Source organism: Anaerobacillus sp. ABA4_114 (assembly GCF_056159065.1).
Genome location: NZ_JBSWUM010000001.1, coordinates 4,022,818 through 4,039,221 on the forward strand (window position 1 = coordinate 4,022,818; position 16,404 = coordinate 4,039,221).

Sequence of the window (16,404 nt, forward strand, 5' to 3'; positions counted from 1 at the left end):
ATTGTGGTGAGCAATCGAGAGGTATCCGCCGATGTTCGATGAACCTCTTCCTCGTCAACTGTTCTCTACCGCTCGAGAGCAGTCCAGGCGCTTATCGTAGTAATAAACCCGCTTCCCTCACTTTCCCTTCTTGAATAGGATTAAACATAACTACAATAATACATTAGATGTAAAATAATGGTCAATCCTTTTTTTCAAAAAACGAAAATTAGTTCCGTCCGATTTACTAGTAGTTTTCTTTTAAATAATAAAAGGTATGCATGTATAGCTTGTTGTGTGCTACACACGCATACCATTCGTACTAAATCCATTTTTGTGTCGATTACGCTCCTAGTTCTTCCTCAACCATCGATACGACACGTTGTACATACTCATCACAAAGTTCTTTTGTAGGTGCTTCAGCCATTACACGTACGAGAGGCTCTGTTCCCGATGGGCGTACAAGGATTCGTCCTTCACCGTTCATATCGCTCTCAACTTGTTGGATCGTCTCCTGAATACGTTCGTTTGAATCAACCTTTGTTTTGTCAGTCACTCTAACATTCACAAGCGATTGAGGGTACTTCTTCATTTCAGCTGCAAGCTCAGACAATGGCTTCTGTGTCACTTTCATGATATTCGCTAACTGAAGTGCGGATAACATGCCATCTCCTGTTGTGATGTAATCGAGGAAGATAATATGGCCGGACTGCTCACCGCCAAGGTTATACCCTTCCTTACGCATTTCTTCCATCACGTAACGATCTCCAACTTTTGTTTTGAGAGAAGTAATTCCCGCTTCTTCCATCCCTTTGTGGAAACCAAGATTACTCATGACAGTTGAAACAACCGTATCATGACGAAGGTTCTTTTGCTCTTTCATGAACTTCGCACAAATGAACATAATTTGGTCGCCATCAACAATTTCCCCATTTTCATCGATTGCAATCAGGCGATCACCATCTCCATCAAACGCTAATCCTAGATCTGCGTTCTTATCCTTCATGAATTCAGCTAGTGCCTCTGGATGTGTAGAACCTACGCCAGCATTAATGTTTGTCCCTGTAGGATTCGTACCGATCGTAGAGATATCCGCTTCTAAATCAGCAAACAGGTGAGGTGCTAGCGAAGAAGTTGCACCATGAGCACAGTCGAGCGCGATATGAAGGCCAGAGAAATCTTCATCGATTGTTTGTTTTAAGTATTGTAGGTACTTCTGACAGCCCTCAAAATAATCACTAACAATTCCAAGATCTTCACCTGTAGGACGAGGAACCGTATCTTCATCACTATCGATAAGTGCCTCGATCTCTTCTTCTTGAACATCTAAAAGTTTAAACCCATCTGGTCCGAAGAACTTAATACCGTTGTCACCTACCGGGTTGTGAGATGCCGAAATCATGACACCTGCTTGAGCACTAAGAGCTTTTGTTAAGTGGGCGACACCTGGCGTGGAGATCACACCTAATCGCATGACTTCAGCTCCGATCGATAGTAACCCTGCTACAAGAGCACCTTCTAGCATGTACCCTGAAATTCGTGTATCTCGACCAATTAAAATCTTTGGCTTTTCAGCGCCTTTCGTTAGTACATGCCCACCAAAACGTCCTAATTTAAATGCAAGCTCTGGTGTTAATTCAGTATTTGCGACACCTCTAACACCATCGGTTCCAAAATATTTACCCATCGTAATTTCTCTCCTTTGTATCGCGCAGTTCAGTTATGTGTTAACGATTTTATATCATAAAAGCAGCTTTTGTTGACAAGGATGCAAGATATACCTCATAAAGCCGCAAAAAATATGAGCAACGGTTGCAGTAAGACCATCCGTTGGCCCCCTACCTTTTATGGGTATATCATCAAATGCTTTTTATCCTTCATCACTCAATACGATTTTCACCTTAACCTTTTGTGGTTCTACTTTCGTCATTCCATCAGGTACAGGCACATCAAGCTCCACCGTCGTATCTTCTGTAATCTCCGAAAGATCGATCGATGCCCCATTCAATACTTCTAATTTCTCAAGCGATTCTAGCGGTCCGAACACAGCTACTTCTTTTGGTTCGACCGTAATTGAAGAAATGCTTAATCCCTCAGGAAGCTCGCCTTCTTGCTCTACTTCAACAGGAACCTTCTTAGATGGGTTACTTATCGGCACTTCGACATCCACGATAGCCGGCTCGATCGTAAGCCCTTGGATCTCGTCCATATTTCCATCGTACACGTTGAGCGTAACCCGAGCGTTAATCGCTTCCTTTGCATTACTCACATCAACGTATCCTCTTACAAATGCTACTTGTTCGAGTTTTGAAGATCCACCTGTTACGGTTACTGTTTCAGGAGTGACAACAGGGTTTTCAGCTTGATAGCCTTCAGGCAGTTCTTCTGCTTTCAACAGATTGATTCCAGCTTGATACGTGTTCGATTTCTTTTCTTCGATCGTTACAGAGACTCTCGCTGGATCAATCGTTACATCGACGTTCTCAGGGAAATCTCGATGTTTAACCGTCACAAGGTGCTGTCCAGGAGTCAGATTGCGGAGATCGACGTAAACCTCTTTATTGGTCATCCTAGAGATCATTACTCCATCAGTTCTACCCTCTACGATCACGTCTACCGTTTCTGGCAGTTCGGAAACGACGACTTCTTCTTCATCATAAAGCACTTCTAGCTTCATATCAGATATAGGATAGGAGTCTCCCTCAGGATTGAGCAATCCATCCCCTCCAGAAGTTGAAGCGTCTGGCATAGCAACAATAGTATAGAGCATAAGGGCAAGAAGAAACGAGATAATCTTGACAAACCAATTACTTGTCAGCAACTTGTCCATTATTTTTTCCCCCTCCAACTACTCCAACGATTGGAAGTATCGTTCTTCGTAACAGCCGTATTGAGTTCTCCAGTGAGTAGGTCGCGAAGTACCTCCTCTGATACATTTCGATGAAGCTCTCCATTTTTAGCGAGTGAAATACTACCAGTTTCTTCAGAAACAACAAGAGTCAAGCTGTCCGTCACTTCACTTATTCCTAATGCTGCCCTATGTCTCGTCCCGAGTTCTTTCGAAATGAAGGGGCTCTCAGACAATGGGAGATAGCAGGCAGCTGCCAAAATTTCGTCCTTCTTTAAAATAACAGCTCCATCATGAAGCGGAGTATTCGGTATAAAGATGTTGATGAGAAGCTCAGAAGTTAATTTCGCATTCATCTGAATACCAGTTTCTACATAATCGTTTAACCCCGTTTCTCTTTCGATCGAGATTAATGCACCGATACGTCTCTTCCCCATATAAGAGGTAGATTTGATAATCGCTTCGATCATTTTGTTCGTTTCTTCTTCCTCTACTGCAGAACGAGTGAACAATCGACCTCTACCAAGCTGTTCTAATGCCCGTCTTAGTTCTGGCTGGAAAATGATGATGATCGCGAGTAATCCGTAAAGCACCACCCGCTCCAGAATCCAATGCAGCGTATTAAGTTCAAAGAAGCTACTCAAAAACCATGCCGCAATAATAACGGTGATTCCTTTTAAAAGCTGAACAGCCTTAGTCCCTCGAATCAACATGATAATTTTATAAATCACATAAGTAACTAGCAAAATATCTATAATTTCTGTTATGTAGTCAAGTACATTCACATTAGCAACAGGCAGCACGGCTCTTCCTCCAAACATAGTGAATTTAGCCTGTGGTTCCTAACCGTTACACATCTTGAAAACGTTGGTAACTTTTTAATTATATCATATTTTTAGTATGTTCAAAGTCAACCGTGTTTGTTCAAATCGATTTAAAATCGAAAAAAAACCGCTCGGTTAAGAGCGGTTTTAAGTGTGATTACTTATCAGATGAAAACACATCACCAATATCTATAAATACTTGTCTTAAGTGATACCATGTCCAATCAAGAATATGATCGACTTCCTCGATCTCCCCTGTTACTTGACCCGCAGAAGCCATATATTGCTCTCCATTAATAACGAGAACATCACCTTCGACTTTCCCCTCGATTTCAAGATTGCGGTTCTTAACAGTTAAATCTCCTTTTATTACTTCACCTTCCGGAACGATAACCGTATTTGTTTCCTTATCAAACGTCAGATTACCAGATAAAGCTGTCATTTGATCTTCACTCGTCCATGAAGAATATACTGATCCTGCCATTAATACTAGAAAGAGAACTGCAGCTGCCATCAGCGGATGAGATTTCATCCATCTCTTAATCCAAACGGTCTTCTTTTCTTGAGGAAGTTGCTGCATTACCTTTGATGTAAAACCATCGGGTGCCTTAAGAGAAGGCGTGCTGAGGAGAAATGATTCTGTTTTTTTAAGTTCATCATAATGGTGCTTACAGTCAGCACAGGTTTTTAAATGGTTTTGCACCGTAAGTTGTTCTTCTCTCGTTGCTTCATCATCAAGTACGTCATGCATCATTCGTACAATTTCTTCAGGGCATTTCATAGTTTCTCCCCCTTTCACATCACTCACGTAACTTCTTTCTAAGTGCTTCTCTCCCACGGTGGATACGGGTCTTCACAGTACCGACTGGTAATTCAAGAATTTCACTAATCTCTTTTAGTGAAAGCTCTTGAATATACTTAAGTGTAATAGCAGAACGATACTTCAAAGGAAGACTTAATATCGCTTGATGAATACCCTCTTGTGCTTCAAGAGAAACAACTTCATCATCAGGCAATTGATCAGTAGCAGCTACTTGTGAGTACATCGTTAGGCCATCAGTGCCAGAGACTTCAGCATCAAGGTAATAATCCGGCTTCTTCTTTCTCATTCGATCGATCGCCAAATTTGTTGCAATGCGATATAACCATGTTGAGAACTTTCGATCGATTTGATAGCGATCAATGTTTGTATAAGCTCGAATAAATGCCTCCTGCGCCACGTCTTCAGCTTCTTGACGGTTACCAAGCATTCGGTAAGTAAGTGCAAAAACACGATCCTTATAGAGCTCCACAAGCTCACCAAAAGCATCGTGGTCCCCTTTCCTTACTTGTACTATTATTCTTTTTACAATGGCATCCATATATCCAACCCCCGCTATTCCCTGCGGCTATTATTCAATACGTTCCAGGAAAAATAAAGTTTCGTTTTTTTTTATAATTTTTTTATCCTCCCCTATTTTAGCACGAGAAAACTTTATTAATAACCAAAATACATATATTTCTAAAAAAGAGGTTTTCAATCCATACATATCGGGTATATAGAGGAAAATGAATGAAAGGGATGGTCTGCAAATGGATTTTGCAAAGGGGCGGGAAAAAGAAATTTTACTTAAGGAAATTGAAGACTCTCGTAAGAAGATGAATCTCTTAGCAAGAAAGCAGCCATTAAGTTCCTCAGAAATAGTAGAAATCAGCACTTATCTTGATAACCTACTGAATAAATACGATGAATGTAAAAATAATAAAACAGCGGCTCTCTAACTTCTTAGAGAGCCGTTAATCATGTTATTTTAATTTTTCTCCGAATAAAGATCCCATCAGTGCAACAGCTACTGTTGCTGTCTTATTCTTCTCATCCAAAATAGGATTCACTTCAACGAACTCAGCAGAAGTAAGGATATCCGATTCCGCAAGCATCTCCATAGCGAGGTGGCTCTCACGATAGCTGATTCCTCCAAGAACTGGTGTACCAACACCTGGTGCATCGTGAGGATCTAGTCCATCAAGATCAAGACTTAGATGAACACCATCTGTGCCATTGGACACATGGGCAATTGCTTCTTCCATCACTTTTGTCATTCCCAATCGATCGATTTCATGCATCGTAAACACTTTGATTCCTTTTTCCTCTATCAACACTCGCTCACCTTCATCAAGAGAACGAGCTCCGATAATGACGATGTTCTCAGGTTTAATCTTTGGACTGTAACCTGCGATTCCTGTTAACGACTCATCGCCAATACCTAGACTCACCGCAAGCGGCATACCATGGATATTACCGGATGGTGATGTATCTGCAGTATTTAAATCTCCATGAGCATCGTACCAAATCACACCAAGATTATTATAGCTCTGCGAAACTCCTGCGAGTGTACCAATTGCGATACTATGATCTCCTCCAAATACGAGCGGGAAGCGCTTACGTTCAATCACTTCGTTAACCCTTGAAGCAAGCTTTTCACTAGCATCTGCAACTTCTTTTAGATTCTTTAACTGATGGTCTTGATTCTCTGGACGTTGCTCAGGTCTACCGATTTCAATATCTCCAAGATCTTCTATATCATAATTCAGTTTCTCTAATCGTTCTACAATTCCTGCGTACCTTATTGCGCTTGGTCCCATATCGACCCCACGTCTCATTTGACCTAAATCCATAGGTACTCCAATTATCGATAGTTGATTATTCATATCTCGTCCTCCTAGAGTTATGTCTACCTATATTGTAACCATTCCGTTTTTAATGACTCAACTGGACAGTTTTTTGAATAAGTATTCATGTCATGACAACATTTCTACGAATTTTCGGATATTTATAAGTACAAGAGGAGAAGTAATTCCGAGAAGAGGTTTAATAGTTGAGGAAATTTAGACATAAAAAAAACCTTATACCGATATATAAGGATAAATGGTGGAGCCTAGCGGGATCGAACCGCTGACCTCCTGCGTGCAAGGCAGGCGCTCTCCCAGCTGAGCTAAGGCCCCATTATGGAGCGGGTGATGGGAATCGAACCCACGACATCAGCTTGGAAGGCTGAGGTTTTACCACTAAACTACACCCGCATATGATATTGGAGCGGAAGACGGGATTCGAACCCGCGACCCCCACCTTGGCAAGGTGGTGTTCTACCACTGAACTACTTCCGCGAAAAATGGTGAGCCATGAAGGACTCGAACCTTCGACCCTCTGATTAAAAGTCAGATGCTCTACCAACTGAGCTAATGGCTCTAAATGGTGGAGGGGGACGGATTCGAACCGCCGAACCCTGAGGGAGCGGATTTACAGTCCGCCGCGTTTAGCCACTTCGCTACCCCTCCACAAATAGATGGTGCCGGCCAGAGGACTTGAACCCCCAACCTACTGATTACAAGTCAGTTGCTCTACCAATTGAGCTAGACCGGCGAAGTATATCTGAACTTACAAACAAAAAACAGTGCACTCTGTTTAGAGTACTCCTGAGAATGTAATCTTCATTATAAATGAAATGGTGGAGGATGACGGGCTCGAACCGCCGACCCTCTGCTTGTAAGGCAGATGCTCTCCCAGCTGAGCTAATCCTCCACAGAGTAAAACAATAAATTAAGTTGGTGACCCGTACGGGATTCGAACCCGTGTTACCGCCGTGAAAGGGCGGTGTCTTAACCGCTTGACCAACGGGCCATGTTGTCTTGGAGCTTCCAACCGGATTCGAACCGATGACCCCTTCCTTACCATGGAAGTGCTCTACCTGCTGAGCTATGGAAGCAAATGGCTCCACAGGTAGGATTCGAACCTACGACCGATCGGTTAACAGCCGATTGCTCTACCACTGAGCTACTGTGGAATAATGACAAGCCTGGCGACGTCCTACTCTTGCAGGGGGAGAGCCCCCAACTACCATCGGCGCTGAAGAGCTTAACTTCCGTGTTCGGCATGGGAACGGGTGTGACCTCTTCGCCTTCATCACCAGACTAATCAATGGTTGATCCACCACAAAGTGTTTAACCAAGGACAAGATATATATTACTATATGCTTGAAAGAAAATCAAGGAATTTTTTCATTCCCTGAAAACTAGATAGCACTCGCAACGTATTCCAATAACATTTTTCGCGATGTCTAGTGCCGCAGGCTATATTCTTGCCCATTTCACTCTTTCACTTCAGGCGGAAAACGCCTTCTGTTCAAGAGCTCCAATGGTCTGCGAATATGACCAAGCCTGCTTTACTTTTCGTTTGGTTAAGCCCTCGATCGATTAGTATTCGTCAGCTCCACGTGTCGCCACGCTTCCACCCCGAACCTATCAACCTCATCATCTCTGAGGGATCTTACCAGCTTGACGCTGTGGGAAATCTCATCTCGAGGGGGGCTTCATGCTTAGATGCTTTCAGCACTTATCCCTTCCACACGTAGCTACCCAGCTATGCTCCTGGCGGAACAACTGGTACACCAGCGGTGTGTCCATCCCGGTCCTCTCGTACTAAGGACAGCTCCTCTCAAATTTCCTGCGCCCGCGACGGATAGGGACCGAACTGTCTCACGACGTTCTGAACCCAGCTCGCGTACCGCTTTAATGGGCGAACAGCCCAACCCTTGGGACCTACTTCAGCCCCAGGATGCGATGAGCCGACATCGAGGTGCCAAACCTCCCCGTCGATGTGGACTCTTGGGGGAGATAAGCCTGTTATCCCCAGGGTAGCTTTTATCCGTTGAGCGATGGCCCTTCCATGCGGAACCACCGGATCACTAAGCCCGACTTTCGTCCCTGCTCGACTTGTAGGTCTCGCAGTCAAGCTCCCTTGTGCCTTTACACTCTGCGAATGATTTCCAACCATTCTGAGGGAACCTTTGGGCGCCTCCGTTACTCTTTAGGAGGCGACCGCCCCAGTCAAACTGCCCACCTGACACTGTCTCCGCACCGGATCACGGTGCTGGGTTAGAATGTCAGTACAGCCAGGGTAGTATCCCACCGACGCCTCCACCGAACCTAGCGGTCCGGCTTCTATGGCTCCTACCTATCCTGTACAAGCTGTACCAAAATCCAATATCAGGCTACAGTAAAGCTCCATGGGGTCTTTCCGTCCTGTCGCGGGTAACCTGCATCTTCACAGGTACTATAATTTCACCGGGTCTCTCGTTGAGACAGTATCCAAGTCGTTGCACCTTTCGTGCGGGTCGGAACTTACCCGACAAGGAATTTCGCTACCTTAGGACCGTTATAGTTACGGCCGCCGTTTACTGGGGCTTCGATTCAGAGCTTCTCCCGTAAGGGATAACCCCTCCTCTTAACCTTCCAGCACCGGGCAGGTGTCAGCCCCTATACATCGCCTTGCGGCTTGGCAGAGACCTGTGTTTTTGCTAAACAGTCGCTTGGATCTTTTCACTGCGGCTCCCCTGGGCTATTCACCCGAGGAAGCACCCCTTCTCCCGAAGTTACGGGGTCATTTTGCCGAGTTCCTTAACGAGAGTTCTCCCGATCGTCTTAGGATTCTCTCCTCGCCTACCTGTGTCGGTTTGCGGTACGGGCACCTCTTTCCTCACTAGAGGCTTTTCTTGGCAGTGTAGAATCAGGGACTTCGGTACTTAAATTCCCTCGCCATCACGACTCAGCCTTCACGGTGAACGGATTTGCCTATTCACCAGCCTAATCGCTTGGACGCGCATTTCCAGCAGCGCGCTCTCCCTATCTTTCTGCGTCCCCCCGTCGTTCAAACGGAAAGGAGGTGGTACAGGAATATCAACCTGTTATCCATCGCCTACGCCTTTCGGCCTCGGCTTAGGTCCCGACTAACCCTGAGCGGACGAGCCTTCCTCAGGAAACCTTGGGCTTTCGACGGACAAGATTCTCACTTGTCTTTCGCTACTCATACCGGCATTCTCACTTCTAAGCGCTCCACCAGTCCTTTCGGTCTGACTTCGCAGCCCTTAGAACGCTCTCCTACCATTGTCGTAAGACAATCCACAGCTTCGGTGATACGTTTAGCCCCGGTACATTTTCGGCGCAGCGTCACTCGACCAGTGAGCTATTACGCACTCTTTAAATGATGGCTGCTTCTAAGCCAACATCCTGGTTGTCTAAGCAACGCCACATCCTTTTCCACTTAACGTATACTTTGGGACCTTAGCTGGTGGTCTGGGCTGTTTCCCTCTCGACTACGGATCTTATCACTCGCAGTCTGACTCCCGCGGATAAATCGTTGGCATTCGGAGTTTGACTGGATTCGGTAATCCGGTAGGGACCCCTAGTCCAATCAGTGCTCTACCTCCAAGATTCTTGCCGCGAGGCTAGCCCTAAAGCTATTTCGGAGAGAACCAGCTATCTCCGGGTTCGATTGGCATTTCACCGCTACCCACACCTCATCCCCGCATTTTTCAACATGCGTGGGTTCGGGCCTCCATTCAGTGTTACCTGAACTTCACCCTGGACATGGGTAGATCACCCGGTTTCGGGTCTACGACCACGTACTCTTTCGCCCTATTCAGACTCGCTTTCGCTGCGGCTCCGCCTTCTCGGCTTAACCTTGCACGGGATCGTAACTCGCCGGTTCATTCTACAAAAGGCACGCTGTCACCCATTAACGGGCTCCAACTAGTTGTAGGCACACGGTTTCAGGTTCTCTTTCACTCCCCTTCCGGGGTGCTTTTCACCTTTCCCTCACGGTACTGGTTCACTATCGGTCACTAGAGAGTATTTAGCCTTGGGAGATGGTCCTCCCGGATTCCGACGGGGTTTCACGTGTCCCGCCGTACTCAGGATCCGTCTCGGAGGGCAGCGGATTTTGACTACAGGATTGTTACCTTCTCTGATGGACCTTTCCAGGTCGCTTCGTCTATCCGTGCCTTTGTAACTCCAATGAGACGTCCTACAACCCCAGAGGGCAAGCCCTCTGGTTTGGGCTGTTTCCGTTTCGCTCGCCGCTACTCAGGAAATCGCGATTGCTTTCTCTTCCTCCGGGTACTGAGATGTTTCAGTTCCCCGGGTATGCCTTTTACTTCCTATGTATTCAGAAGTAAATACCATCCCATTACGGATGGTGGGTTCCCCCATTCGGAAATCTCCGGATCAAAGCGTACTTACTGCTCCCCGAAGCATATCGGTGTTCGTCCCGTCCTTCATCGGCTTCTAGTGCCAAGGCATCCACCGTGCGCCCTTAGTAGCTTAACCTTAGATTTCGTTAGAAACAGTGTTCTAACGTCATCGATGCACATCGTTAGATGTGACTAACTAAGTTATAACGCAAAAAATAATAATTATTGGATGTCGTTGTTTGTGCTATCTAGTTTTCAAGGAACATGAAAGAATACAATCATTCTTTCAAAACTAAACGAAACGCTCATGCAAGTTTGGCAACCAATGTTGCCTCGTAATTCTCCATAGAAAGGAGGTGATCCAGCCGCACCTTCCGATACGGCTACCTTGTTACGACTTCACCCCAATCATTTGTCCCACCTTCGGCGGCTGGCTCCAAAAGGTTACCTCACCGACTTCGGGTGTTACAAACTCTCGTGGTGTGACGGGCGGTGTGTACAAGGCCCGGGAACGTATTCACCGCGGCATGCTGATCCGCGATTACTAGCAATTCCGGCTTCATGCAGGCGAGTTGCAGCCTGCAATCCGAACTGAGAACGGCTTTATGGGATTCGCTTCACCTCGCGGTGTTGCTGCCCTTTGTACCGTCCATTGTAGCACGTGTGTAGCCCAGGTCATAAGGGGCATGATGATTTGACGTCGTCCCCACCTTCCTCCGGTTTGTCACCGGCAGTCACCTTAGAGTGCCCAACTGAATGCTGGCAACTAAGATCAAGGGTTGCGCTCGTTGCGGGACTTAACCCAACATCTCACGACACGAGCTGACGACAACCATGCACCACCTGTCACTCTGTCCCCCGAAGGGGAACGTCCTATCTCTAGGAGTGGCAGAGGATGTCAAGACCTGGTAAGGTTCTTCGCGTTGCTTCGAATTAAACCACATGCTCCACTGCTTGTGCGGGCCCCCGTCAATTCCTTTGAGTTTCAACCTTGCGGTCGTACTCCCCAGGCGGAGTGCTTAATGTGTTAACTTCAGCACTGAGGGTGGAACCCCCCAACACCTAGCACTCATCGTTTACGGCGTGGACTACCAGGGTATCTAATCCTGTTTGCTCCCCACGCTTTCGCGCCTCAGCGTCAGTTACAGACCAGAGAGCCGCCTTCGCCACTGGTGTTCCTCCACATATCTACGCATTTCACCGCTACACGTGGAATTCCACTCTCCTCTTCTGCACTCAAGTCCCCCAGTTTCCAATGGCCCTCCACGGTTGAGCCGTGGGCTTTCACATCAGACTTAAGAGACCGCCTGCGCGCGCTTTACGCCCAATAATTCCGGACAACGCTTGCCACCTACGTATTACCGCGGCTGCTGGCACGTAGTTAGCCGTGGCTTTCTGGTTAGGTACCGTCAAGGTACCGCCCTATTCGAACGGTACTTGTTCTTCCCTAACAACAGAGCTTTACGACCCGAAGGCCTTCGTCACTCACGCGGCGTTGCTCCGTCAGACTTTCGTCCATTGCGGAAGATTCCCTACTGCTGCCTCCCGTAGGAGTCTGGGCCGTGTCTCAGTCCCAGTGTGGCCGATCACCCTCTCAGGTCGGCTACGCATCGTGGCCTTGGTAAGCCGTTACCTTACCAACTAGCTAATGCGCCGCGGGCCCATCCTACAGTGTTAGCCAGAGGCCAACTTTCAACGTTGCATCATGCGATGCTATGTATTACCCGGTATTAGCTCCGGTTTCCCGGAGTTATCCCAGTCTGTAGGGCAGGTTGCCCACGTGTTACTCACCCGTCCGCCGCTGAGAAATGGGAGCAAGCTCCCATTTCTCCGCTCGACTTGCATGTATTAGGCACGCCGCCAGCGTTCGTCCTGAGCCAGGATCAAACTCTCCGATAGAAAGTTCAATCTAGCTTTAAAACAATGTTTGTTTCCGTAGAAACAATTTCTTGCATGGCGTTTCGTTCAGTTTTCAAAGATCGATTTGTTTCTTTCAATGTCGTTTTCAGCGACTTTATTAATGTAACACATTAACTCGTCCGAAGTCAACATCTTTTTTTTAATTCGTTTTTGTGTCGGCCGTTTGTTATCGGCGACCTTTATAACTATACAGCCCGAACTACTATTTTGCAATAGGTTTTTAAAAATTAATTCGTATCTTTTTTTAGTATCCTTCTATACTTCGATACATCAGTAGCTGAAGCTGTCCTTTTATAGATACCTAAGAGCAAGAGGTAGCGCTCTTCCATAGCCCGTTTAACAATTTTCTCTAATCGATGATCATCAAGACTCATCAGCATTTCTTCCATCTCCCGCTTAAGGAGATACTCTATTTCTTTGCCTTCCTTTTCACTCAGTAGAAATCCGATCATGTAATACCCTCCTTTCAAACCATTATGACCATCCTTCCTACCCTTTATGAGTTGGCAAAAAGACTTTGTACATAGTTGTTTACTATAGCGCATATGAATGGGACAAAGGGGGTGCGAAATGAAGTTTTTTTGGGTGTGGAGAGGAAAGAGAATCAAACAAAGCATGGTGATTATAGCAGCTGCTTTTTTTGCGGCACTCATTTTATTTGTTGAAGGTAGAGATCTTGCTGTCTTTACTTCAAACGGGACACCATTGGCAGTCGATCAAGTAAAAAGCCAAGGTAAACAGCTGGCATTGACCTTTGATATCAGCTGGGGAGAGACTAAGGCTATTCCTATACTTGAGGAACTTAACAAACAAAACATATCAGCTTCTTTCTTCATCTCTGGAGCTTGGGCAGAACGACATCCAGAAATTGTAGAACAAATCGTAAAAGGCGGGCATGAAATTGGGAGTCTTGGTTATCGTTATGAAAACTATACCTCTATGGAAGATATAGAAATAAGAAAGGATATCATTCGTGCTCAAGAAGCGATAAAAAAAGTGTCGGGTGTGCAAACAGAGTTGATAAGGCCACCGAATGGAAATTTTAATAAGAGAGTATTGGAGGTTTCCAATAAGCTTAATCATACTGTCATTCACTGGAGCTTAGATTCTAATGATTGGAAGTACCCTGGTGCAACAGAAATTATTACTAATGTAGTAAAGGAAGCACATTCTGGGGATATCATCCTTCTTCATGCATCCGACTCAGCGAAACAAACGAGTGCCGCTCTACCGGAACTGATCACTCAACTTAAAAAGAAAGGCTATGAACTCGTTACAGTGAATGAACTAATTTCCAATGCGAATATAAATAGTAAAGAAGTAAAATAAAGCAGCCCTGCTACTTACGCAGAGCTGCTTTATTTACGTGTTTTTCGTTTCAGTAATTCGGTGTAATGTAAGGATCTGCCACACGTTACTCGTTAATAGCGGAATAAAGATTAACCAGACCCACTTCTGATCGTCGCTTTGCAAACCTGGAATCCATTCTAAAATCGTTACGACGACAATAAAGAATAGAGCCGGAATAAAAGCATGTTTATTGGTTTCTTTACTCTTGATATAAGCCGTGCCAAGACCGACCACCAATAGAAGAAGTGCTACCCCAATGTATCCCAATAAACTATCTCCTGGTTCTGCAAAGATAACGTAGCGGAAATAAACGAGGTCAAATAGCGCTACCGCTATCAGTACAACCTGTATGGTATTCCACAGTTTGACGGATTTAAAAATCCCAAGACCGAAACGGTGAATGGTTAAATATGCGAAAAACCCCATCTGACTAATCAAACTAAAGATACTGGATACACCTAAGAGCCAGAGCATAACGATCAAGAACGAAACAAATTCTCCATTCTTAAGATCATTCCAATATTGCGTCCACTCCATAGCAAGTCCAGCAATCATACCTGCTGTTGAGCCAATCAGAAGGGTTGAAAAGAATAAGTAAACAAGATTTCTTGTCTTCACATTCAAGCCCCCGATATTAATAATGTTCCTTCTCTGTAGAATTGTACCAATGCCTTATACAAATTACCACCTTTCCTTTAATCTACGCGTATAATTTCAAAAAATCGCCTAATATTAAGGATAAGACTATCCTGAAAGGAGGATAAGCGATATGAGTTCACGATTGAATCTGCTTACTATTGGATTAGCATTCCTTCTGATTACAGCCGGGTGTGCTTCAGGAGCTGCAGAGGGTTCTGAAGCAAATTATGAAGAAACTAAGAAAATGCTTGTGGATTTATTGAAGACGGATGATGGAAAAAAAGCCATCCAGGAAGTTATGTCAGATGAAGAAATGAAACAGCAGCTTGTGATGGAACAACCTTTTGTAAAAGAAACCATTCAAAAAGTACTGACTTCAGAAGAAGGAAAGAAATACTGGCAAGAGTTGCTCAAAGATCCTAAGTTCGTTGAGAACTTTGCAAAAAACATTCAGAGTGAAAACGAAAAGCTATTCAAATCACTTATGGATGATCCAGATTTCCAAGAAAAGATGATGGATTTGCTACAAGATCCTGAGATGGAGAAACATTACCTTCAACTTTTAGAAAGTAACCAATCAAGAAAACAGATGAAAGAACTAATCACTGAAACGTTAGACAGTCCTTTATTCCAAGCAAAGATACAGGAAATATTAATGAAAGCAAGCCCTGAACAAAGTAAAGAGGCTGAAGGTGGTAAAGAAGGCGAAGGCGAAGACGAGAAAAGCAAAGAAAAAGGCGGTAGCGAAGAATCAGGTGGACAGGAATAAAAAAAAGGACATGCCTCGCATGTCCTTTTGACTGTTACTGCGTTTTGGTGATGATTTCTTTTGCAATCTCTAAATATTGTTTTCCAATCGGGTGATCCGTTTGATAAATAGATGGAGCAAAGTCCTCTTCATCATAATCAGGTTGACCTAAAGGCAGCTTACCTAGTAAATCGGTGGATAGTTCAGAAGCAAGCTTCTCTCCGCCTCCCTGACCAAATACATATTCTTTCTCACCAGTTACTTTACTTTCAAAGTAAGCCATGTTTTCGACTACTCCGAGAACTTCATGCTTTGTTTTCAAAGCCATCGCACCCGCTCTAGCCGCTACAAATGCTGCCGTTGCATGTGGAGTGGTTACGATGATCTCTTTCGAAGCAGGTAACATCGTGTGGACATCTAATGCTACGTCCCCTGTACCTGGAGGAAGATCAAGAAGTAGATAATCAAGCTCTCCCCACTCTACTTCACTAAAGAAGTTGTTCAACATTTTCCCAAGCATAGGTCCGCGCCAGATGACAGGGGCATTATCTTCAACGAAGAACGCCATCGACATTACCTTCACGCCAAAACGTTCTACCGGATAGATTTTCTCCGATACGACCTTTGGACGAGTTTCAATACCCATCATATCTGGAACGCTAAACCCATAAATATCTGCATCGATGACGCCGACTTTCTTACCCAATCTCGCTAGTGATGTTGCAAGGTTAACCGTTACAGTGGATTTACCCACCCCACCTTTACCACTAGCTACAGCGATAAACTGAGTTTTGCTTTCAGGAGATAACAAAGGAGGTAAATCCGGATTTGCAGACGCTCCTTCAGGCAGCTCATCATCTGCAAGCTGCTCAAAACGTAACCCAACTGACTCTGCGCCGGCTCCTTTTAGAATATTTACGATTTCTTGCTGCACCTTCATTTGTTCAGCATTTTCAGTTTGAGCAAGTGCTACTTTGACACTTACATAGCCTTCCTTCGTTTTCACATCACGAATTGTAATACTTTTATGTAAGATAGGATCTTGCACCTTATTTAATAATTCAACGACCTGATCTTTCGTTAACATTGGGG

General features: G+C 45.0%; 12 protein-coding genes, 10 tRNA genes and 3 rRNA genes. 3 read left to right on the top strand and 22 right to left on the bottom strand.

Features of this window, described 5'->3' with window-relative positions; genetic code table 11:
- Positions 1-322: 322 nt before the first annotated feature.
- The 5 genes from glmM to sigW form a co-directional block, all read right to left on the bottom strand.
- On the bottom strand, positions 323-1,666 hold the full coding sequence (gene glmM, locus ACXAEY_RS20860; protein WP_270182872.1) for a phosphoglucosamine mutase: 1,344 nt from the start codon (positions 1,664-1,666) through the stop codon (positions 323-325).
- A 183-nt stretch (positions 1,667-1,849) separates the two neighbouring features.
- On the bottom strand, positions 1,850-2,809 hold the full coding sequence (locus ACXAEY_RS20865; RefSeq protein WP_474814625.1) for a CdaR family protein: 960 nt from the start codon (positions 2,807-2,809) through the stop codon (positions 1,850-1,852).
- Entirely contained in the window at positions 2,809-3,627 is an 819-nt protein-coding gene (gene cdaA / locus ACXAEY_RS20870) for a diadenylate cyclase CdaA (RefSeq protein WP_270182880.1), read from the bottom strand. The genes ACXAEY_RS20865 and cdaA overlap by 1 nt, the downstream gene beginning before the upstream one ends.
- Positions 3,628-3,808: 181 nt before the next feature.
- Positions 3,809-4,432: a zf-HC2 domain-containing protein gene (locus ACXAEY_RS20875; protein WP_474814628.1), complete on the bottom strand. Its 624-nt coding sequence runs from the start codon at positions 4,430-4,432 to the stop codon at positions 3,809-3,811.
- Between the two features lie 19 nt (positions 4,433-4,451).
- A complete protein-coding gene (gene sigW, locus ACXAEY_RS20880; protein ID WP_474814629.1) occupies positions 4,452-5,012 on the bottom strand; it encodes an RNA polymerase sigma factor SigW in 561 nt (186 codons plus the stop codon).
- A 211-nt stretch (positions 5,013-5,223) separates the two neighbouring features.
- Here sigW and ACXAEY_RS20885 point away from each other — a divergent pair, with 211 nt between their 5' ends.
- Positions 5,224-5,412, top strand: a complete 189-nt coding sequence (locus tag ACXAEY_RS20885; protein WP_270182876.1) for an aspartyl-phosphate phosphatase Spo0E family protein — start codon at positions 5,224-5,226, stop codon at positions 5,410-5,412.
- Positions 5,413-5,436: 24 nt separating this feature from the next.
- Here the strand turns inward: ACXAEY_RS20885 and rocF are convergent, their stop codons facing one another.
- The 15 genes from rocF to ACXAEY_RS20960 form a co-directional block, all read right to left on the bottom strand.
- Positions 5,437-6,339: an arginase gene (rocF, locus tag ACXAEY_RS20890; protein ID WP_270182877.1), complete on the bottom strand. Its 903-nt coding sequence runs from the start codon at positions 6,337-6,339 to the stop codon at positions 5,437-5,439.
- A 218-nt stretch (positions 6,340-6,557) separates the two neighbouring features.
- Positions 6,558-6,633: transfer RNA gene (locus tag ACXAEY_RS20895), tRNA-Ala, on the bottom strand.
- A 4-nt stretch (positions 6,634-6,637) separates the two neighbouring features.
- Positions 6,638-6,711 (bottom strand) — tRNA-Gly (locus ACXAEY_RS20900).
- Positions 6,712-6,720: 9 nt separating this feature from the next.
- A tRNA-Gly gene (locus ACXAEY_RS20905) sits at positions 6,721-6,795 on the bottom strand.
- Between the two features lie 6 nt (positions 6,796-6,801).
- Positions 6,802-6,877 (bottom strand) — tRNA-Lys (locus ACXAEY_RS20910).
- Positions 6,878-6,881: 4 nt separating this feature from the next.
- A tRNA-Tyr gene (locus ACXAEY_RS20915) sits at positions 6,882-6,966 on the bottom strand.
- Between the two features lie 9 nt (positions 6,967-6,975).
- Positions 6,976-7,051: transfer RNA gene (locus ACXAEY_RS20920), tRNA-Thr, on the bottom strand.
- Positions 7,052-7,134: 83 nt separating this feature from the next.
- Positions 7,135-7,210: transfer RNA gene (locus ACXAEY_RS20925), tRNA-Val, on the bottom strand.
- Positions 7,211-7,234: 24 nt separating this feature from the next.
- Positions 7,235-7,309: transfer RNA gene (locus ACXAEY_RS20930), tRNA-Glu, on the bottom strand.
- A 9-nt stretch (positions 7,310-7,318) separates the two neighbouring features.
- Positions 7,319-7,394 (bottom strand) — tRNA-Thr (locus ACXAEY_RS20935).
- A 3-nt stretch (positions 7,395-7,397) separates the two neighbouring features.
- A tRNA-Asn gene (locus ACXAEY_RS20940) sits at positions 7,398-7,472 on the bottom strand.
- A gap of 10 nt (positions 7,473-7,482) precedes the next feature.
- Positions 7,483-7,599, bottom strand: a 5S ribosomal RNA gene (rrf, locus tag ACXAEY_RS20945).
- A gap of 262 nt (positions 7,600-7,861) precedes the next feature.
- Positions 7,862-10,791 (bottom strand): 23S ribosomal RNA (locus ACXAEY_RS20950).
- Between the two features lie 213 nt (positions 10,792-11,004).
- Positions 11,005-12,554 (bottom strand): 16S ribosomal RNA (locus ACXAEY_RS20955).
- Together the 16S, 23S and 5S rRNA genes with 10 tRNA genes alongside form the textbook arrangement of a ribosomal RNA operon.
- 248 nt (positions 12,555-12,802) lie before the next feature.
- A complete protein-coding gene (locus ACXAEY_RS20960; protein ID WP_474814631.1) occupies positions 12,803-13,027 on the bottom strand; it encodes a hypothetical protein in 225 nt (74 codons plus the stop codon).
- A 118-nt stretch (positions 13,028-13,145) separates the two neighbouring features.
- On the opposite strand from ACXAEY_RS20960, the gene pdaB reads away from it, so the two are divergent.
- On the top strand, positions 13,146-13,904 hold the full coding sequence (pdaB, locus tag ACXAEY_RS20965) for a polysaccharide deacetylase family sporulation protein PdaB (protein WP_474814633.1): 759 nt from the start codon (positions 13,146-13,148) through the stop codon (positions 13,902-13,904).
- A gap of 33 nt (positions 13,905-13,937) precedes the next feature.
- Here the strand turns inward: pdaB and ACXAEY_RS20970 are convergent, their stop codons facing one another.
- Positions 13,938-14,543, bottom strand: a complete 606-nt coding sequence (locus ACXAEY_RS20970) for a KinB-signaling pathway activation protein (RefSeq protein WP_270182816.1) — start codon at positions 14,541-14,543, stop codon at positions 13,938-13,940.
- Between the two features lie 151 nt (positions 14,544-14,694).
- On the opposite strand from ACXAEY_RS20970, the gene gerD reads away from it, so the two are divergent.
- Complete coding sequence (gene gerD, locus ACXAEY_RS20975) at positions 14,695-15,333, top strand: spore germination lipoprotein GerD (protein WP_270182815.1); 639 nt, start codon at positions 14,695-14,697, stop codon at positions 15,331-15,333.
- A 34-nt stretch (positions 15,334-15,367) separates the two neighbouring features.
- On the opposite strand, the gene ACXAEY_RS20980 is transcribed toward gerD, so the two are convergent.
- Positions 15,368-16,399 (bottom strand): P-loop NTPase, encoded by a 1,032-nt coding sequence (locus ACXAEY_RS20980; protein WP_474814636.1) that lies wholly within the window; start codon positions 16,397-16,399, stop codon positions 15,368-15,370.
- Positions 16,400-16,404: the final 5 nt, after the last annotated feature.